The organism is Actinopolymorpha alba DSM 45243 (genome assembly GCF_000373925.1).
In the GTDB taxonomy this organism is placed as follows: domain Bacteria; phylum Actinomycetota; class Actinomycetes; order Propionibacteriales; family Actinopolymorphaceae; genus Actinopolymorpha; species Actinopolymorpha alba.
In genome coordinates, this window is the sequence record NZ_KB892759.1 from 19,998 (window position 1) to 37,379 (window position 17,382).

General features: G+C 68.3%; 19 protein-coding genes. 11 read left to right on the forward strand and 8 right to left on the reverse strand.

All coding sequences use genetic code 11. The features are described 5' to 3' along the window. Positions 1-2: 2 nt before the first annotated feature. Both B141_RS0119415 and B141_RS0119420 read left to right on the forward strand, forming a co-directional pair. Entirely contained in the window at positions 3-800 is a 798-nt protein-coding gene (locus B141_RS0119415; RefSeq protein ID WP_020576848.1) for an enoyl-CoA hydratase/isomerase family protein, read from the forward strand. 152 nt (positions 801-952) lie between these two features. Then, positions 953-1,864 (forward strand): hydroxymethylglutaryl-CoA lyase, encoded by a 912-nt coding sequence (locus B141_RS0119420; RefSeq protein WP_202805844.1) that lies wholly within the window; start codon positions 953-955, stop codon positions 1,862-1,864. Positions 1,865-1,883: 19 nt separating this feature from the next. On the opposite strand, the gene B141_RS0119425 is transcribed toward B141_RS0119420, so the two are convergent. Then, positions 1,884-2,336 carry a COG4315 family predicted lipoprotein gene (locus B141_RS0119425; protein ID WP_020576850.1) on the reverse strand — a complete coding sequence of 151 codons (453 nt, stop codon included), beginning with the start codon at positions 2,334-2,336 and terminating at the stop codon, positions 1,884-1,886. 358 nt (positions 2,337-2,694) lie between these two features. On the opposite strand from B141_RS0119425, the gene B141_RS0119430 reads away from it, so the two are divergent. Both B141_RS0119430 and B141_RS41565 read left to right on the forward strand, forming a co-directional pair. Continuing rightward, positions 2,695-3,441, forward strand: coding sequence for a response regulator transcription factor (locus B141_RS0119430; RefSeq protein ID WP_040421808.1), 747 nt, complete (start codon positions 2,695-2,697; stop codon positions 3,439-3,441). Positions 3,442-3,448: 7 nt separating this feature from the next. Then, a complete protein-coding gene (locus B141_RS41565) occupies positions 3,449-4,633 on the forward strand; it encodes a HAMP domain-containing sensor histidine kinase (RefSeq protein WP_051114125.1) in 1,185 nt (394 codons plus the stop codon). On the opposite strand, the gene B141_RS0119440 is transcribed toward B141_RS41565, so the two are convergent. The 5 genes from B141_RS0119440 to folE form a co-directional block, all read right to left on the reverse strand. After that, complete coding sequence (locus tag B141_RS0119440; RefSeq protein WP_020576852.1) at positions 4,543-5,052, reverse strand: GtrA family protein; 510 nt, start codon at positions 5,050-5,052, stop codon at positions 4,543-4,545. The genes B141_RS41565 and B141_RS0119440 overlap by 91 nt on opposite strands. A 162-nt stretch (positions 5,053-5,214) precedes the next feature. Further along, on the reverse strand, positions 5,215-6,936 hold the full coding sequence (locus tag B141_RS0119445; RefSeq protein ID WP_157181126.1) for an amidase: 1,722 nt from the start codon (positions 6,934-6,936) through the stop codon (positions 5,215-5,217). Beyond that, positions 6,933-7,235 carry a hypothetical protein gene (locus tag B141_RS0119450; RefSeq protein ID WP_020576854.1) on the reverse strand — a complete coding sequence of 101 codons (303 nt, stop codon included), beginning with the start codon at positions 7,233-7,235 and terminating at the stop codon, positions 6,933-6,935. The genes B141_RS0119445 and B141_RS0119450 overlap by 4 nt, the downstream gene beginning before the upstream one ends. A 185-nt stretch (positions 7,236-7,420) precedes the next feature. Then, positions 7,421-8,137 (reverse strand): dihydrofolate reductase family protein, encoded by a 717-nt coding sequence (locus tag B141_RS0119455; RefSeq protein WP_020576855.1) that lies wholly within the window; start codon positions 8,135-8,137, stop codon positions 7,421-7,423. Between the two features lie 277 nt (positions 8,138-8,414). Then, positions 8,415-9,014 (reverse strand): GTP cyclohydrolase I FolE, encoded by a 600-nt coding sequence (gene folE / locus B141_RS0119460; RefSeq protein ID WP_020576856.1) that lies wholly within the window; start codon positions 9,012-9,014, stop codon positions 8,415-8,417. Between the two features lie 67 nt (positions 9,015-9,081). On the opposite strand from folE, the gene B141_RS0119465 reads away from it, so the two are divergent. The 7 genes from B141_RS0119465 to B141_RS41575 all read left to right on the forward strand — a co-directional run bounded on the left by B141_RS0119465 (position 9,082) and on the right by B141_RS41575 (position 16,415). Beyond that, a complete protein-coding gene (locus B141_RS0119465) occupies positions 9,082-9,783 on the forward strand; it encodes a helix-turn-helix transcriptional regulator (RefSeq protein WP_020576857.1) in 702 nt (233 codons plus the stop codon). 203 nt (positions 9,784-9,986) lie between these two features. Then, positions 9,987-11,111: a 5-(carboxyamino)imidazole ribonucleotide synthase gene (locus tag B141_RS0119470; RefSeq protein WP_020576858.1), complete on the forward strand. Its 1,125-nt coding sequence runs from the start codon at positions 9,987-9,989 to the stop codon at positions 11,109-11,111. Then, positions 11,104-11,643, forward strand: coding sequence for a 5-(carboxyamino)imidazole ribonucleotide mutase (purE, locus tag B141_RS0119475; protein ID WP_020576859.1), 540 nt, complete (start codon positions 11,104-11,106; stop codon positions 11,641-11,643). The genes B141_RS0119470 and purE overlap by 8 nt, the downstream gene beginning before the upstream one ends. 167 nt (positions 11,644-11,810) lie before the next feature. Beyond that, positions 11,811-12,926, forward strand: a complete 1,116-nt coding sequence (locus tag B141_RS41570; RefSeq protein WP_202805845.1) for a hypothetical protein — start codon at positions 11,811-11,813, stop codon at positions 12,924-12,926. After that, a complete protein-coding gene (locus tag B141_RS0119485; protein ID WP_020576861.1) occupies positions 12,923-14,113 on the forward strand; it encodes a toxic anion resistance protein in 1,191 nt (396 codons plus the stop codon). The genes B141_RS41570 and B141_RS0119485 overlap by 4 nt, the downstream gene beginning before the upstream one ends. A 6-nt stretch (positions 14,114-14,119) precedes the next feature. Then, a complete protein-coding gene (locus tag B141_RS0119490) occupies positions 14,120-15,772 on the forward strand; it encodes a vWA domain-containing protein (RefSeq protein WP_051114126.1) in 1,653 nt (550 codons plus the stop codon). Continuing rightward, positions 15,759-16,415, forward strand: coding sequence for a hypothetical protein (locus B141_RS41575; protein ID WP_020576863.1), 657 nt, complete (start codon positions 15,759-15,761; stop codon positions 16,413-16,415). Before B141_RS0119490 ends, B141_RS41575 begins: the two co-directional genes overlap by 14 nt. Before the next feature lie 18 nt (positions 16,416-16,433). Here B141_RS41575 and B141_RS0119500 read toward each other — a convergent pair whose 3' ends face one another. Further along, positions 16,434-16,859, reverse strand: a complete 426-nt coding sequence (locus tag B141_RS0119500; RefSeq protein WP_020576864.1) for a TIGR03667 family PPOX class F420-dependent oxidoreductase — start codon at positions 16,857-16,859, stop codon at positions 16,434-16,436. Between the two features lie 49 nt (positions 16,860-16,908). Further along, positions 16,909-17,331 carry a CoA-binding protein gene (locus B141_RS0119505; protein ID WP_020576865.1) on the reverse strand — a complete coding sequence of 141 codons (423 nt, stop codon included), beginning with the start codon at positions 17,329-17,331 and terminating at the stop codon, positions 16,909-16,911. Positions 17,332-17,382 lie beyond the last annotated feature (51 nt).

The window sequence follows — 17,382 nt, forward strand, 5'->3', positions numbered from 1 at the left end:
GCATGTCGGAGACGTCGTACGGCGGTGTTCGGGTCCGGCGCGACGACGCCGGTCACGTGGCAGAACTCCTTCTTGACCGTCCCGACGCCCTGAACGCCATCTCGACGGCACAGGCGGAGGCGATCGGGCGGGCAACCGCCGACCTGGCCGCCGATCCGCGCGTCCGCGCCGTCGTCATGTCGAGCACCACTGAGAAGGCGTTCTGCGTGGGTGCCGACCTGAAGGAACGCAGCGGCTTCAGTGACGCCGACCTGTGGCGGCAGCGGCCGGTGATGCGGCGGGCGTTCGGGGGTGTGCTCGACCTGCCGGTGCCGGTGGTCGCGGCTGTTCACCGGTACGCGCTTGGCGGCGGCTTTGAGCTGGCCCTGGCCTGCGACCTGATCGTGGCCGACGAGACCGCGGTGTTCGGGCTTCCGGAGGTGTCCGTCGGGTTGGTACCCGGCGGAGGCGGCACCCAGTTGCTCGTCCGCCGGATCGGTTGGTCCCGCGCGGCCGACCTGATCTTCTCCGCGCGCCGGGTCGAGGCCAGTGAGGCGTACCGCCTCGGGTTCGTCGACCGGCTGGTGCCGCCCGGACGCGCGCTGACCGTGGCGATGGAGGTCGCGACCCAGGTCGCGGCCAACTCCCCAGTCGGGGTCCGCAACGCCAAGCGGGCCTTGCGGCACAGTCTGGGCGTCGATCTCGCGGTGGGCCTTGAGATCGAGGACGCGGCCTGGCGGGCGACGGCGTTCTCACCGGACCGCCGGGAGGGCATCGCGGCGTTCAACGAGAAGCGCCCGCCGGTGTGGCCCGCTGAGTAGCTGAGTCGAGGCCTGACTGCGGTGCGAGGATCCAAATGATCACGTATACGTGATCAATCAGTCATAGCGCGCGACTTGGACGGACGCGCCATAGCGTGAGCGCCAGGACGCAGCTGCCCAGTCGAGCGAGACTGGAGGGGGAGGTGGACGCGATGCGACTGCCGGGTGAGGTTTCTCTGCGGGAGGTGGGTCCGCGCGACGGGCTCCAGAACGAACCACCGGTCCCGACCGAAGCCAAGATCGAACTCATCGACGCGCTCTCCAAGACCGGTCTCTGCCGGATCGAGGCGGTCAGCTTCGTCCACCCGAAGGCCATCCCGCAGATGGGCGACGCCCTGGAGGTGTGGTCACGGATCGCCAGGCACCCCGACGTGCGTTATTCGGCCCTCGTACCCAACCTCGTCGGCGCCCGCCGAGCGCTCGACGCCGGGCTGACCGAGATCGAGGTCGTCGTCTCGGCGTCCGACACGCACAACCGCGCGAACCTCAACCGTACGACTGAGGAGTCGCTGGCCGATCTCCGTCCGATCATCGACCTCGCCCACGCATCCGGGGCGTCGTGCCAGGTCGTGGTGTCGACGGCGTGGGGCTGCCCGTACGAAGGCGACGTCCCGGTCGACCGCACGCTCTCTGTCGCGCAAGCCGCGGTTGACGCTAGCGCGGACTCGCTCGCGTACGGCGACACCACCGGGATGGCCACGCCCACGCGGGTGGAGGAGTTGGTGGCGAGGACGTTCGAGCGGCTTCCTGGCGTGGCGTTGACCCTGCACTTCCACAACACCCGTGGCACGGGTCTGGCCAACCTGCTCACCGCCCTGCAGATGGGTGTGACCGACTTCGACGCGAGCGTGGGCGGTCTTGGCGGGTGCCCGTACGCACCCGGTGCGAGCGGCAACATCGCCACCGAGGAAGTCGTCCACATGCTGCAGGACATGGGCGTCTCGACCGGTGTCAACCTCGACCTGCTGCTGGAGGTCGCGGCCCGCGCGGAACGCATGGTCGGACATCAGGTGCCCTCGCAGGTGCTCCGCGCTGGACCCCGGACCCGCACGGTCGCCGGCTGACCGTCGTAACCCCGCCCTGTCAGCGGCCGTACGTCGGGCTCTTGCTGTGCATCGGGTGGGACGCGGTGGCGGTCGCCATCACACCGGTGGCGGTGGCGACATGCCAGGTGAACTTCTTACCCGAGAAGGTGTCGGTGAACGCGTTACCCCGCACCATGCCGGGCCTGCGGTCCTGGATGAACGTGTAGAGCGGCCGGTTGTTGAGGGCAAGCTGCTTGGTCTTCTCTGGCCGGGTCACGATGCTGAACGTGCCGTTGATGCCCGGCATCTTGCTGGTGACCGTGCTGACGGAGACGGTGTACGGTCGCCACACGGCCGCGCAGGCGGTCACACACTTGATCGACGTGTGCTTGTCGACGTTGTTGACGTAGAGCGCCATCCCGCTGCCGTTGACCAGCACCTTGCCGATGCCGTCGACCTCCTCGGTCTTGACGACGGCGGCGCCGGGCGAGGCCGCGTCCGTCACCGACATCGACGCCGTGGGAGAGGGGTCTCCAGACCCTCCACATCCGGCGGCCAGGACAGCCATCGTCCCGGCAGCGCTCGCAAGGAGCCAGACCATTCGCCTTGTAGATCTCATCAAAGTGTCCCCCCGCATCGTGCTGGTGAGCACGTACCCTCGCCCGGTCGCGTTCAATCGGCGGGCCGCGAGCGGTCGTGTCCGCGCCGCGGGTCGGACCGTGAACACCCGCCCAGCACCTGATCCGCCGTACGATCAGGCAATGACGAGAAGCGGCTCGATGGTGAGCGAGCAGAGTGGTCGGCGAGGGACGAGTCGCCCGCGGAGTGAGCGAGTCGTCGAACGCGACCATGAGAGCTGGAGCGGCTCGATGGTGAGCGAGCAGAGTGGTCGGCGAGTGACAGGTCGCCCGCGAGGCGAGGCGGAGACGTCCCACAGCATCCTTCTCGCTGAGGATGACATGGCGATCTCTGACCCGCTGGCGCGGGCGCTGCGGCGGGAGGGGTACGACGTCGAGGTGACCTCCGAGGGTGAGGCGGCGCTCGGCAGTCTCATAACCGGCGGCTTCGACCTGCTGGTGCTCGATCTTGGCCTGCCCGACATGGACGGACTCGAGGTCTGCCGCCGGCTGCGGCTGGATGGCAACCGCGTACCCGTGCTGGTCCTCACCGCGCGGGCTGACGAGGTCGACACGGTGGTCGGTCTCGACGCGGGCGCGGACGACTACGTGACCAAGCCGTTCCGGCTGGCCGAACTCCTGGCCCGGGTGCGGGCGCTGCTGCGCCGGGCCCCCGAGGCGTGGTCAGAGCCCGTTGCCGGGGCCGAGGACGCTGGTGTCAGGATCGATGTCGAGTCCCGGCGTGCCTGGCTCGACGGCGAGGAGCTGCACCTGACCGCCAAGGAGTTCGATCTTCTGCGGGTGCTGGTGCGCGAGACTGGCCGGGTCGTGACGCGCGAGCAGCTGATGCGGGAGGTGTGGGAGACAACGTGGTGGTCGTCGACCAAGACGCTGGACATGCACATCTCCTGGCTGCGCCGCAAGCTCGGGGACGACGCGTCCGATCCGCGCTTCATCACCACAGTGCGCGGGGTCGGTTTCCGGTTCGAGCGAGGTTGAGCGCCTGATGCGACGCCGGCTCGTCGTCACCACAGTCGTGATCGCGCTCGTCACCGCGACGCTGTTCGCGCTGCCGGTGGTGGTGTACGGCTGGCACTACTTCGGTGGCGGTTGGACCGAACGCTTCGCGCTGCTGGGTTTCGGTGTGGTCGCCGCGGTGGTGGCGGTCGCGATCGGGGTGTGGCAGGCGCGTGGGCTGTCCCGCTCCCTGGTGGAGTTGGCCGAGGCGGCGGAGCGGCTCGGCTCTGGTGATCCACGCCCGCACCGGCTCCGTTACGGGCTACCCGAGCTTGATCGGGCCGCGCAGGCGCTGGACAAGAGCGCCCACCGGATCGCCGAGATGCTCGCGGTGGAGCGCCAGCTGTCACAGGACGCCTCACACCAGCTGCGTTCGCCGCTCACCGCGCTGTCGATGCGCCTGGAGGAGATCCTCGCGACGAAGGATCCGGCGGTGGTCCGGGAGGAGGCGGCGATCGCGCTCGGTCAGGTCGAGCGCCTCTCCCACGTGGTCGACCGGCTTCTGTCCCAGAGCCGCGGCTCGCACACGGCCCGGCAGACGGTGGTCGACGTCGACCAGGTCGTACGCCAGCAGGTCGCGGAGTGGCGGCCGGCGTACGACGGGGTGGGGCGGCACATCGAGGTGACGGGGGAGGCCGGTCTGTCGGTCGCGGCGACGCCCGGGACCCTCGGGCACGTCCTCGCGACCCTGCTGGAGAACTCCCTCCACCACGGCGGGGGCACAGTGGTGGTCCGGCGGCGTATGACCGGCCCCTCGCTGGGCGGCTCGGTGGTGGTCGAGGTGGCCGACGAGGGACCGGGGGTGCCGGCGGAGCTCGGGCAGCGGATCTTCGAACGCGCGGTCAGTGGCCGCAGCGGCACCGGCCTCGGGCTCGCGCTCGCCCGTGACCTCGCGGAGGCGGGCGGTGGCCGGTTGGAGCTGATCTCGCGTCGTCCGGCGGTGTTCGCGGTGTTCCTACCGCAGGGTGGGCAGAACGCGCATGCCGCGCAGAGCGGTCAGGTAAGCCAGAGTGAGCAGAGCGCGCAGTACGCCGAGATCCCAGGCGGACCGGGCATCCCAGGCGGTCCAAGCGGCCTGGCCGATCAGGCGGATCCCGCGGGCGACGAGAGCCGGGTCTCGGTTTCCTCGTCCAGCCTGGCGCCGGCGGGCGCGCGGAAGACGAAGCGCCGGTAGGACCAGAACCTCAACAGCGTGCCGAGCCCGATGCCGACCAGGTTGGCGACGCCGTTGGACATCGGGTCGCGCAGGTGGAGGACGTAGTTGACGAACGCCAGGACAGCGAGGTTGATGACGAGCCCGGCCAGGTTGAGCAGGAAGAAGAGGGTGTACTCCTGGTGGACGGCCCGGCGTTGGGTGTGCCGCCAGGTCCAGTGCCGGTTGCCGAGGTAGGCGACCACCGTGGCGAGGACGACGGAGATCGTCCGCGCGGTCAGTGGCTTGTGGTGCAGTGGACCGTCGCCGTCGAAGCCGTACCGGAGCAGGCTGAAACCGCCCATGTCGACGACGAAGGCGACCGCGCCGACCAAGCCGAACTTCGCCACCTCGTGGATGAGATGGCGAACTTTTCCGTAGAGCGTGTCGATCGGCTTCACGGCACCTCGCGGAGACGGACGGTGACGGGCGTCCGGCGAGCCTACCTGTCCTGAGTCGGACCGCCGGCGTCGGTACGCCAAGTACACACCAGATCCGGCACATTTGCCGGAGTTGATCGACGGCCCGGTCTCGGCTACCGCCGATCAACCCCTTCGGGCTCGTCACTGCATGAGGTCGGCGACCTCAGCGGCGGAGAGCCGCCCGCGGGCCGGATCGGCGGCCGCCGCGGGCACCGTGCCCCGGGCCGCCATCGCCGTCGTGGTGCTGCGCGCACTCGAGGCGGGTGGGTTGGGAGGCCGACGCCAGTGCCAGTCGGTGCTGGCTTGGTACGCCGCAGCGACGGACAGGAGCCGGTCCTCGGCGTACGGCAGGCCACCGAGGATGGTGCCGATCGGCACGCCGTCACCGGTGAAACCGATCGGGAACCCGATCTCCGGCAGGCCCAGGATGTCGAACGGCACCGGCCCGGTCTGCACCACCACGTCGCAGGTGTCGAAGATCTGGTCGAGCACGCGGTCGAGAAGAAGCAGCTTGGCTCGCTGTCCGGTGAGGAACTCCGTCCCTCCGAGCAGCGCGCCCTGCAACCAGCCGGTCACCGACACCCCGAACCCGCGCAGGTTGTCGCGCAGATAGGGCATGAACGGCTCCGCGCGCTCGGGGAGACGGACGTTGTTGAACGCGTTACCCGTCAGCAGATCCCACTCGTCGGGGAACGGCACGTCCACGAGCGTGGCACCCGGGATCGCCGCCAGCGTGGACAGGAAGGCCGCTCGGGCCCGCGCGGTCGCGGAGGTGCCGCTGGCATAGCCGGGGAGCACGCCGATCCGCGTCTTCCACCGCAGCTTCACCTTCCCCCGGTCGTACACCGGTGTCGCGGCGGTAATGAGGTCGGGCACCGGTGGCAGCCCCTGCGTCCGCGGGTCGGCGGGGTCCTCACCGGCCATCGCGGTCAGCATGATCGCGGCGTCCTTGGCGTCGCGGGCGAGCGGACCGGGATGGTCGCGGGTGTAGCTCAACGGGATGATGCCGTGCAGCGGCACCCGACCCATGGTGGGTTTGAGTCCGGTGAGGTTCTGGGCGTTGGACGGTGCGGTGATCGAGCCGCCGGTCTGCGTGCCGGTGCCCGAGGTGGCCATCCGGCCCGCGACGGCCGTGGCCGTACCCGTCGAGGAGCCACCGGGATCGATGCTCGGGTTGGTCGGCGTCCAGGCGTTGACGGTGGTGATGACGCCGGCCGGGGTGGTCGCCCGGGTGGTGGCGAGTGGGCCCATCTGGGTCTTGCCGAGCACGATCGCGCCGTTCGCCTTCAGTTTCGCCACAGGCGTGGCGTCGTACGGCGGCACGAAGTCCCGGTAGAGGAAGGAGTTGGCGGTCGTCGTCACGCCTTCGGTGAAGTAGTTGTCCTTGATGGCAAGGGGAATGCCGTGTAGGGCGCCCCGGCGTGGTGAGCCGGCCGCGGTCCGGGCCGTCTGGAGCGCGGCGCTCGCCAGGACGAGGTTGAACGCCTGGTAGGTCTGGTCCCATGCGCCGATCCGGCTGAGGTACGCCTCGACGAGCTTCTCCGGCGTGAGCTTGCCGGCCCGGATCATCCAGGCCGCCTCCGAGAGGGTCAGCTCCGTCGGGTCTGCCATCGCCTCCGGGCGCGGCTTGGTGTAGGCGTTCGGCTGGTCCAGTGCCGGGTTGCCCTTCACCGGAGCGCCGCTTGGCGCGAGTGCCGTGGGGGCGAGCCGGCTCGCCGCCGGACCGGAGGTGGTCAGGGCGCTGGCGGCGTGTGCCGGAGCCGGAAGGGCAACGGCGCCCGCGGTCGAGGCGGCGGCCAGGGCGGCGGCACGGGCGAGGAACGCCCGGCGGTCGACCGTGCGGTCGAGGGGTTCGGTCGTCATGGCTTCCGCCATTCGACGCTGATCGACGGATAGAGCATCGGCGCGGGTTGCTGGGACAGCGCCCTGCCGGTAGCCGGGTCGGAACCCGCCGGCGCCGGAAGCTGGTAGGCGGCGAGCGCGGTGACGGTGCCGCGCATGAAGGAACGCAGCGATGCCAGGACCGAGTCCCGGCCTGGTGCGCCAGTCTCCGGGTCGGCGGCGGTGCCGGCGGGAAGCTGGTCGAGGTCGATTCCGAGGGACGCGAGCCGAGCGCGGATCATCACGTCCAGCTCGGCGTCAGTCGGCGGTGTCACTGCCATGGCTCTCCTCTGAGGGACGGAGGTGATGGCCAACTGTCGGGGGACGCTGTGTCGGGCGCGTATCGCCCGCATCACCCCATGGTGACGGGACTCTTCGGATATGCGTCATCACCCAGGTGGCCGCCCCCGGAAGGAAGCTCCGGGGGCGTTCCCCATGAGCCCGGCAGGGGCGCCGCGGAGTGGTGTTACTCGTCCGCCGCTGACCTTCCAGGTGTCTCGCCGGTGCCGCTGCCGCGGTCGTCGAGCACGAGTCCGGCCCGACCGTTGACGGTGTAACGCACGTGCGTGACGGGCGGCGTGTGGATGACCCTGGTCGGCGTCAGTTCGATCGCTTCCTTGTCGGCGAGTTCGAGGTCGGCGTCGAGCAGACGCATCCCGGTGCCGAGCACGACTGGAACGATGTGGAGTTCGAGCTCGTCCAGCAGGCCGGCTTTGAGTACCTGGCGTACCAAACTGCCTCCCCCGGCGACAGCGACGTTCTTACCGTTCGCCGCCGCCCGAGCCTGCTCCACGGCGCTGGCGATGCCGTCGGTGACGTAGGTGAAGCTGGTGCCACCTTGGCGTACCAGGGTCTCGCGAGGGCGGTGGGTCACGACGAAGACCGGTGCGCGGAAGGGCGGGTCCTCTCCCCAGGGCACCTCGCCGCCGTCGGCCATCCGCCGTCCCATGACGTACGCGCCGGCCGCCTCAAACGTCTCGGCGACAATGTCGGAATTCGTGTCCCGCTCACCGCCGGCAAAGCCCTGCCGCTCCCGCCAGGCCTTCGCGTCGATCACCCAGCGAGTGATGCGGAAGAAGCCCGCGGCCTCTGCCGACTCCAGCCAGTTCCCGTCGCCGTTGTGCCGGGCACCCGCGTAGAAGCCGTCGAGTGACACCGACATCTGTGCCGTCACCATGGTCATCTGTCTTCGCTTCCTTTCTCCCGGCGGTGCCATTTGTCATGGCCCGCTCATCAGGGAGTCGAAGCAGTCGGCGGTATCTCTACATCAGCGCGAATGGGTCCTGGAAACTCTTCCGCGGGTGCTCGAAACGCGGGCGGAAACGATGTGGTGGCCGGGGCGCCCATGCTCGCGCCTGCTTCGCATGGTGTCGACGCCATGCAAGGCATGCAATGACCACGTATACGTGATCATTTGGCTCCCTCGCCGCGCGGCTGGCAAGCCTGTGTCGGTCCAGCGGTTACTGAGCGGCCGAACGGGTGGCGGTGAGGGACAGGAACTCCGCCCGCGACCGGGTGTCCTCGCGCAGTGTCCCGAGCAGTGTCGAGGTGATGGTCTTGGCCCCGACGGCCTGGACCCCGCGGAGCGTCATGCACAGGTGCTCGGCCTCGATCACGACCCCGACGCCCTTGGGGCTCAGAGCGGCCGACAGCCAGTCCGCGATCTGCTTGGTGAGGCGCTCCTGCACCTGCGGGCCGTGGGCGAAGAGTTCGACGACGCGGGCCATCTTCGACAGCCCGAGGATGCGTTCGCTGGGCAGGTAACCGACGTGGGCGACCCCGACGAAGGGCAGCAGGTGGTGCTCGCACACGGACTTGATGGGGATGTCGCGAGCGAGCACGAGTTCGTCGTACCCCTCGTCGTTGGGGAAGGTCGTGAGGTCGAACGCCCGCGGGGTGAGGAGTTCGGCGTACGCCTTGGCCATCCGGCGGGGCGTGTCGCGCAGGCTCTCGGTGTCGAACCGCAGGCCGAGTGCTTGGAGGAACTGCCGGGCCGCCGACTCGGCGGCCTCGAGGTCGCGGTCGGCGTCCTCACGGACGACTCGCAGGGGCGCGGTCACGGAATCCCCCCAACTCGGGCGTCGATGGTCAGGCTAATGGTGCTCCTCGTTGCGACGAATTTCAACAATGACCGTTGGTGATAATCTCCTCACCATGCCCGCTCCGGAACGCGGCCCCTGGTTGGCGGTGGCGACCCTGGTCGACCCGAGCCGGCGTGCGATCTATGAGTACGTCCGCGCGCAGGGCCGCCCGGTCACGCGTGACGACGCCGCAAGCTCGTTGTCGATCTCCCACAACCTCGCGGCGTTCCACCTCGACAAGCTGGTGGACGCCGGTCTCCTGCGGGCGGGATACGAGGTGCCACCGTCCCAGCCGCGCGGCCGGGGCCGGACACCCAAGGTCTACGAGGCGGCCGAGGGTGGCGTCGCCCTCACCATTCCCGAACGCCGCTACGACCTGATGGCCGAGATCCTGGCCAACGCCGTGGTCGACGACCGGCCTGACGCGCGCGCGGCGGCCCTCCGGATCGCCCGGGAGCGTGGCGAGCAGATCGGCCGGCTCCAGCGTCAGGACGACGAGCGACCCGGACTCCACGCCGTGCTGGCGCAGCTGGGTTTCGAACCCCACAGCGAGCCTTCCGGAGGCCGGACCACGTTGCGCAACTGTCCTTTCCACGCGTTGGTAGGCCGTCAACCCGCGCTTGTCTGTGGCCTCAACCTCGCCTTCGTCAGTGGCCTCCTCGCGGGCCTTGGCGTCGAAGGGGCTGAGCCGGTGCTCGACCCGAGGCCGGGCGCGTGCTGTGTCGAGGTGCGGACGGCGCGCTCCTAAGGCTGGCGCGAACCCGAACCCGAACCCGAACGCGGACGCGGACGCGGACGCGGCGGATGCTCAGATCGCGAAGGCTTTCCGTCACATAGCGACCAAAACCCTTCACGATCCCGCCCGTCCTGGGCGAGCGGTTACCCGATCCGGGGGAGTGGTGGGCTAGCCTCCGGGACGTGCCAAACCTCGTAGGCGTTCCCACCGTCGGCATGATCGGCGGCGGCCAGCTGGCCCGGATGACCCACCAGGCCGGAATCGCGTTGGGCGTGAAGTTCAAGCTGCTTGCCGAGGGGCCGGACGTCTCGGCCGCGCAGGTCGTCCACGAGCCGACGGTCGGCGACTACCGCGACCTCCGTACGCTCCGGGCGTTCGCCGCCGGCTGCGACGTCGTGACCTTTGATCACGAGCACGTCCCGACCGAGCATCTTCGCCGGCTGCAGGACGAGGGAGTGGTCGTGCGTCCCGGCCCGGAGGCGCTGGTCTACGCACAGGACAAGGGCGCGATGCGCGAGCGCCTGAGCGCGCTTGGCGTCCCCTGCCCGCGCTACCGCGCCATCGTCGATGAGAAGGATCTCTCCGCGGCCGCCGACGACCTGGGCGGCTGGCCGCTGGTGCTCAAGACGACGCGCGGTGGGTACGACGGCAAGGGCGTCTGGCTGGTCGGCGAGACCGTCACCGCGGAGACGGCGGAGATCTTCATGTCCGGCGTTCCACTGATCGCCGAGGAGCGGGTCGATTTCGTCCGCGAGCTGTCGGCGGTGGTCGCGAGGTCGCCATCCGGCCAGGCGATCGCCTACCCCGTCGTCGAGTCGGTGCAGCGGGACGGGATCTGCCACGAGGTGATCGCGCCGGCTCCGAACCTCCCCGAAGCGCGGGCGCTGGAGTCACAGCGGATCGCGCTGCGGATCGCCGGCGAGCTGGGCGTCGTGGGCATCCTCGCGGTGGAGCTCTTCGAGACGCGCGACGGTCGTGTCCTCGTCAACGAGCTGGCGATGCGCCCCCACAACACCGGCCACTGGAGCATCGACGGCGCGGTCACGAGCCAGTTCGAGAACCACCTCCGAGCCGTCCTCGACCTTCCCCTGGGCTCGCCCAGGCCGCGCGCCCCGTGGACGGTGATGGTCAACGTCTTCGGCGGCAAGTACCCCAACATGCACAAGGGATTCCTGCACTGCATGGCCCGCGATCCCGACCTGCGCGTCCATCTGTACGGCAAGGAAGTCAGACCCGGCCGCAAGGTCGGCCACGTGACCGCGTACGGCGTTGACCTCGAGGTCGTTCGCGAGCGAGCCCGACACGCCGCCGCCTATCTCACGGGAGAGATCGATGAGTGAGGGTACGACCGAACCAACCCCCGCCCCCACGGTCGGGATCGCGATGGGCTCCGACTCCGACTGGCCCACGATGGAGGCCGCCGCCAAGGTGCTGGAGGAGTTCGACGTTCCCTACGAGGTGGGTGTGCTCTCGGCGCACCGGATGGCGCGCGAGATGCTCGAGTACGGCGAGAGCGCCGCGTCCCGTGGGCTCCGGGTGCTCATCGCGGGCGCGGGCGGGGCGGCCCACCTGCCCGGCATGCTCGCGAGCGTCACGCCGCTGCCCGTGATCGGCGTACCCGTCGCACTGCGCCATCTTGACGGGCTCGACTCGCTGCTCTCGATCGTGCAGATGCCGGCCGGTGTGCCCGTCGCGACGGTCGCGGTCGGCAACGCCCGGAACGCCGGTCTCCTCGCGGTCCGCATCCTCGCCGCCAGCGATCCCGACCTGCGGGTCCGGATGGAGGCGTTCCAGCGCGACCTCGAGGTACACGCCCGGGCCAAGGGCGAAGCGCTCCGAGCCCGGCGCGGGCGCACCGTCGGCTTCCGCTGACCCTGGCCGCCGCGGCGTTGATAATTCGTCATTTCATGTTCACTTCTGCTTCATTTCGAAGGTCGCGCCATCCGCGTGGTCTCCGCATACTTGTCCCGGTGGTGCACAAATGAGTGCGACCGGGGGGCAGACATGGAGCAGTGCGCGTGAAACGGGCCGCATCGATCGTGCTGGCGGCGGTGCTCGTCATCGGCGTCGGCGTGGCGATCTACCTGGGAAACAGCGGATCCGGGGCTCAGAAGAGCCGGACGGATCTGTCGATCGTCAAAGGCGTAATTGGGTCGGAGAAGGCCGCGTTCTTTAACGACCAGCGAGTCCAGGACGCGTTCGCTCAGCACGGGCTGAAGGTCGAGGTCGACACCGCGGGCTCGCGGCAGATCGCGACCTCGGTCGATCTCGACAAGTACGACTTCGCCTTCCCGTCGAGCACGCCAGCGGCCGAGAAGATTCAGCGTGAACGCAAGATCACGCAGACGTATGCGCCTTTCTATTCGCCCATGGTGATCGCGTCGTTCCGTCCCATCGTCGATGTCCTGGCTCGCCAGGGGGTGGCGAAGAAGGACGCTGACGGCACCTGGACGTTTGACATGGCGGCATACCTTGAGTTGGCCAAGAAGGGCACCCGCTGGGATCAGCTTCCCGGCAACACGACGTACCCCGTCCGCAAGAACGTGTTGGTACGTACGACCGATCCGCGCAACTCGAATTCGGCCGCGATGTATCTCGCGATCACCAGCCATGTGCTGAACGGCGATGCGGTGGTGCAGGGCAGCGCCGATGCCCAGAAGGTTCTGCCGCTGGTGTCGCGACTTTTCCTCGAACAGGGCTACACCGCCACCACGTCTGAGCAGCCATTCGACGACTACCTCTCGCTCGGCATGGGAAATACCCCACTGCTTTTCCTCTACGAAGCGCAGTTCGTCGACCGCGCCATTCGCGATGACGGCTCGATCACGGCCGACATGGTGCTCATGTATCCGTCGCCATCGGTGCTGTCCAAGCACACGGTGGTGCCTCTGAACGACAAGGGATCTCAGGTCGGCAAGCTGCTGGTGGAAGACCCGCAGCTGCAGGAGCTCGCGGCGACATCTGGCTTCCGCACGACCAGGCCGGCACAGTTCGCGCAGGTGGTGAAGGACCACAAAGTGCTGGTTCGCACGAATGTCGTCGACCTGATCGACCCGCCCACCTACGAGACGCTCGAAAGGCTCTTGGCCGCGATCGGGAGGACCTACGAGGCCAAGGGCGCCGGTCCCGCTCCGAAGGACGAGGAACTCAGATGACCGACGTCGACCCACAGGTAGGCTCCGCAGAGCTTGTTCTCACCCCGCCCGAGCCGGTGGCGCCCGTGCGACCGGAGCGAGCCGAAACCCTCGTGCCGATCTCCGAGGACACAAGGGCCGCGCTGGCCGAGCGGGCGTCGACGTACGTCAGTAATCTCAGCGCGCTCGACCCTCGCTCGCCGGAGTTCGCGGCGAAGATCAGCGACATCACCACGCTCGGGCACGGCGAGGTCGCGACCTCCTCGCGCATCGCCAATCGGATGCTCGACCGTTCGGTGGCGGCGCTGGCCGGCGCCAAGGGCGAAGCCGGCGATGCCCAGCAGAAGGTCGGAAGGGGTCTGGTCGAGCTGCGCCGGACCGTTGAGGATCTTGACCCGAAGGACATCGGCAAACTGACCGGTCGACGGCTGCTGTCGAAGTTGCCGTTCGGCAATTCGTTGCGCGATTTCATGGCGAAGTACCAATCCGCCAACGTTAATATCAACAAGATTGTCGTCGCGCTGCGGTCGGGCCAGGACGAACTCCGGCGTGACAACGCGACTATTCAAAACGAACGCACGCACCTGTGGAATACCATGGGCAAGCTGCAGGAGTACGCCGTGCTCGCCGAGGCGCTCGACCAGGCGGTGGGGCGGAAGGTCGCTGAAGTTGAAGCCACCGATCCAGAGTCCGCCAAGGCCCTACAGGCGGACGTGCTGTTTCCCGTTCGGCAGCGTTATCAGGACCTGCTCACCCAACTCGCCGTGTGCGTGCAGGGCTACCTCGCGCTCGACACGATTCGCCGTAACAACGACGAGCTGATCAAGGGCGTCGAACGCGCGGCCACTACGACCGTGTCGGCCCTGCGGATCGCGGTGACCATCGCGCAGGCGTTGTCAAACCAGAAGCTCGTCATTGAGCAGGTCGACGCCCTGCGCGGCACCACCGAAGAGATTATCCGTGCGAATGCCGACATGCTGGCGGCACAGACCGACGATATCCAGCGGATCGCGGCGGACCCGGCGGTGAGTGCCGAGACGTTGCGCAAGTCTTTCGAACAGATCTACACCACCATCGACAAGATCGACACGTTCAAGGTGCAGGCCGTCACCAACATGCAAGCCACCGTTGACGCGCTGCGAACCGAACTCGGGCACGCCAGCTCCTACCTCGAACGCTCGCAGAGCCGCAACGAACTGGAGGGCTGACCGGTCATGCGATGGTGGGGGGCGCGGGTAGGTCGTGGTCGGCGCGTGTTCGTGGCCGGCATCCTCGCTGTCAGCGCGCTGCTCGGGGCGGCCTGCTCGACCAGCGAGGAGAAGAACGTCTCGACCGGCCCGGGGAAGGCGGGAGAGCTTCGCGTGCTCGCCGGAAGCGAGCTGGCAGACCTCGAACCCATCCTCACCGAGGCCGCGAAGAAGACCGGTGTCACGGTGCGCTTTACGTTCGCCGGCACCTTGGACGGCGTACAACAGGTCATCGACGGCACCACCCGCGACCGCTACGACGCGATCTGGTTCTCCTCCAACCGCTATCTTTCCCTGCATCCTGAGTCGGCGGGCAAGACCGCAACCGAGACCAAGGTCATGACGTCTCCGGTGGTTCTCGGGCTCGCGGCATCGAAGGCGAAGGAACTCGGCTGGTCCAGCGGTGCTCAGGTGACCTGGGCCGACGTGGCCGAGGCAGCGGGCGCCGGAAAGTTCACGTACGGCATGACCAATCCGGCGTCCTCCAACTCCGGATTCTCCGCACTCGTCGGTGTGGCGGCCGCACTCGCTGGCACTGGTGCCGCCTTGGAGCAACCTGACGTCGACAAGGTGGCCCCTCAACTGGAGAAGTTCTTCTCCGCCCAGAAGCTGACTGCCGGCTCCTCGGGATGGCTCAGCGACGCCTATGCCGAACGCTCGACCGGCAAGCAGAGCGGGACCAAGGTCGACGGAATCGTCAATTACGAATCGGTGCTGCTCTCGCTCAACGCCTCGGGCCGACTGCCCGAGCCGCTGACCTTGATCTACCCTTCGGACGGTGTGGTCACCGCCGACTACCCACTCACCCTGCTCAGCTCGGCCACAGACCAGGTGGCGGAGGGCTACCGCGCGTTGGTCGGCTACCTGCGAAGCCCCGACGTCCAGCGCGAGATCATGGTGCGCACCCACCGTCGCCCGGCGATCCCGCAGGTGAAGGTCGATAAGGCATTCGGTCCGGCGTCCTTGGTCGAGCTGCCCTTCCCGGCCAAGCTCGGCGTCGCTGACGGACTCATCAACACCTATTTCGACAAGCTGCGCCGCCCGGCCCGGACCATCTACGTTCTCGACGTTTCCGGTTCGATGAGTGGCGACCGCATCGAGTCTCTCCGGAACGCACTGGTGAAGCTCACCGGTGCCGACGACACCGTCGCGGGAAAGTTCCAGCGATTCCACGGTCGCGAGGAAGTGACGCTCCTGCCGTTCTCTTCTTCTCCCGAGAGCCCACAGACGTTCACCGTGCCGGAGAAATCACCGGATACTGCACTCGCCGACATTCGCGCGGCCGCGATGGCACTGGAATCCGGCGGCGGAACGGCGGTCTATGACAGTGTCCTCCAGGCGTACGATCAACTGAAGTCGGAGTCTCAAGGCGACTATGCGACCTCGATCGTGTTGATGACCGACGGCGAGAACACCACCGGTAGTCGCCTCGACGGGTTCAAGCAGGCTCATTCGACTTTCCCGCCACGACTGCGGCAGATTCCGATCTTCACGATTCTCTTCGGCGAGGGCAGTACGGACGAGATGAACCAACTCGCCACGCTGACCGGGGGACGGTCTTTCGATGCCCGCGAAGGATCGCTCGAGTCGGCCTTCCAGGAGATCCGTGGCTACCAGTGACCGCCGTAGCGGCTCCGGAATCATCCGCTACCTGACGTCGACCAAGAACCTGATCGGCTCGATCGGCGGGATCGTGGGACTTGGCGTGACCTTCACCGGGATCGCCGGGCCGTACTGGCCGATCGTCGTCGTCGGACTTTACGCGGCCGGGGCGCTGGCGGCGCCGCCGGAGAAGGTCACCCTCGTTCTGGACGTCGGTGAGGAGGAGATCTCCCGGCTACGCCGCGATCTGACCGAGCTGGGCCGGCGGGTCGGGCGGGAGTCGGGCCGGCTCCCGGCTGGCGCGATGGAACGGTTCGGCCGGATCACCGCCAAGCTCGCCGGGCTCCTCGAGCATGAACACGTCGGCGCCGATCCGGACGTACTCCATGTCCTTGGCGTGACGATCCGGCAGAACCTCCCCACCAGCCTGCAGTCGTACCTCAACCTGCCGCGGTGGTACGCCGGCCGGACGTCTGTCGGCCGCGCACCGGCCGAGGAGCTGCTGCATCAACTCGAACTCCAGGAGCGGTACGTCACCGACACGGCATCCCGGGTCTACGGCGAGGACACCCGAAGCATCGAGGACTTCACGACGTACCTAGAGAACATCGACACCAAGCGGAGTCACGGGGGCGAGCTGGACCTGTCGGGGGATACCTGACCCGGCTCGGAACGTGAATCACACCCAGCCGCGTAGCCGCTCCGGCGTGAACCTCACGGTCTGGGAGTACGACTGGCGGAACTCCTCGTAGGTCATCCCGAGCCCCGAGATCCCCCTGGTGTACTTGCGCTTGTAGGCCGCTTCTTCCTCGCGGGTGGGACCGCCGAGGTCGAGCCTGGCCGTGCCTGAGAAGATCACGACGTCCCCGCCCTGACCGTTGCTCTCGAGATGGAGCGCGGCACGGGGGTTGTGCGCGACATGGGTGAGCTTCGGCTTGTCGGCTTGGCTGAAGATCAGGAACTCCGAGCCGGTCCAGAGGAACCACACGAGCGTGGGGAACGGCCTGGAGCTGGTCCCGACCGTCGTGATCCAGATAAGGGTGTCTCGTTCGAGACGTTTGGCGACGTGCCGACCGAATTCGGTTGAGGTGTCGAGTCCGAACATGACGCTTCCTCCGTGCGTGCTCAGCGTGAGCAGGTTGGCGGTTGGCGGGTCAGCCGGGAAGTTCGTGTCGGGGCCACTCGATCGCGGGGCAGCGGTCCATCACCATCGCCACGCCCGCCTCGGTGGCCCGGGCGAACGCCTCCTTGTCGACCACGCCCAGCTGGAACCACACCGCTCGCGCCCCGACCTCGACCGCCTGATCCGCGATGGGGCCCGCGAGTTCGGAGCGGACGAAGACGTCGACGCAGTCGATCGCGAACGGCACCTGCGCGAGGTGGGCGTAGCCGGGCTCACCGTGCACCGTTTCCGCCCGCGGATGGATCGGGACGATCCGCTTGCCGTGCTGCTGCAGGAACCTCGCGACGGAGTACGCCGCCCGGTCGGGGTTGTTGGACAACCCGACCACCGCCCAGATCTTGCACTCGGCGAGGACGCGGCGGATCACCTCGGGGTCAGCCCAGGGTTCGCCCATACCCTCGATCATGCCGGGTGGTGCCGCCGGGCGCAGGCGCTTGGCCCTGAG

Excerpts from the sequence above, each read along its gene's own strand:
- B141_RS0119465 (WP_020576857.1), top strand. The coding sequence starts at position 9,082 with ATGACCGTTGGTGATAATCTCCTCACCATGCCCGCTCCGGAACGCGGC.
- B141_RS0119455 (WP_020576855.1), bottom strand. The coding sequence starts at position 8,137 with ATGACCATGGTGACGGCACAGATGTCGGTGTCACTCGACGGCTTCTAC.
- B141_RS0119490 (WP_051114126.1), top strand. The coding sequence starts at position 14,120 with ATGCGATGGTGGGGGGCGCGGGTAGGTCGTGGTCGGCGCGTGTTCGTG.
- purE (WP_020576859.1), top strand. The coding sequence starts at position 11,104 with ATGAGTGAGGGTACGACCGAACCAACCCCCGCCCCCACGGTCGGGATC.
- B141_RS0119415 (WP_020576848.1), top strand. The coding sequence starts at position 3 with ATGTCGGAGACGTCGTACGGCGGTGTTCGGGTCCGGCGCGACGACGCC.
- B141_RS0119485 (WP_020576861.1), top strand. The coding sequence starts at position 12,923 with ATGACCGACGTCGACCCACAGGTAGGCTCCGCAGAGCTTGTTCTCACC.
- B141_RS0119470 (WP_020576858.1), top strand. The coding sequence starts at position 9,987 with ATGATCGGCGGCGGCCAGCTGGCCCGGATGACCCACCAGGCCGGAATC.
- B141_RS0119505 (WP_020576865.1), bottom strand. The coding sequence starts at position 17,331 with ATGGGCGAACCCTGGGCTGACCCCGAGGTGATCCGCCGCGTCCTCGCC.
- B141_RS0119425 (WP_020576850.1), bottom strand. The coding sequence starts at position 2,336 with ATGTCGGTGACGGACGCGGCCTCGCCCGGCGCCGCCGTCGTCAAGACC.
- B141_RS0119445 (WP_157181126.1), bottom strand. The coding sequence starts at position 6,936 with ATGACGACCGAACCCCTCGACCGCACGGTCGACCGCCGGGCGTTCCTC.
- B141_RS41565 (WP_051114125.1), top strand. The coding sequence starts at position 3,449 with ATGCGACGCCGGCTCGTCGTCACCACAGTCGTGATCGCGCTCGTCACC.
- B141_RS0119430 (WP_040421808.1), top strand. The coding sequence starts at position 2,695 with ATGGTGAGCGAGCAGAGTGGTCGGCGAGTGACAGGTCGCCCGCGAGGC.
- B141_RS0119450 (WP_020576854.1), bottom strand. The coding sequence starts at position 7,235 with ATGGCAGTGACACCGCCGACTGACGCCGAGCTGGACGTGATGATCCGC.
- B141_RS0119420 (WP_202805844.1), top strand. The coding sequence starts at position 953 with ATGCGACTGCCGGGTGAGGTTTCTCTGCGGGAGGTGGGTCCGCGCGAC.
- B141_RS0119500 (WP_020576864.1), bottom strand. The coding sequence starts at position 16,859 with ATGTTCGGACTCGACACCTCAACCGAATTCGGTCGGCACGTCGCCAAA.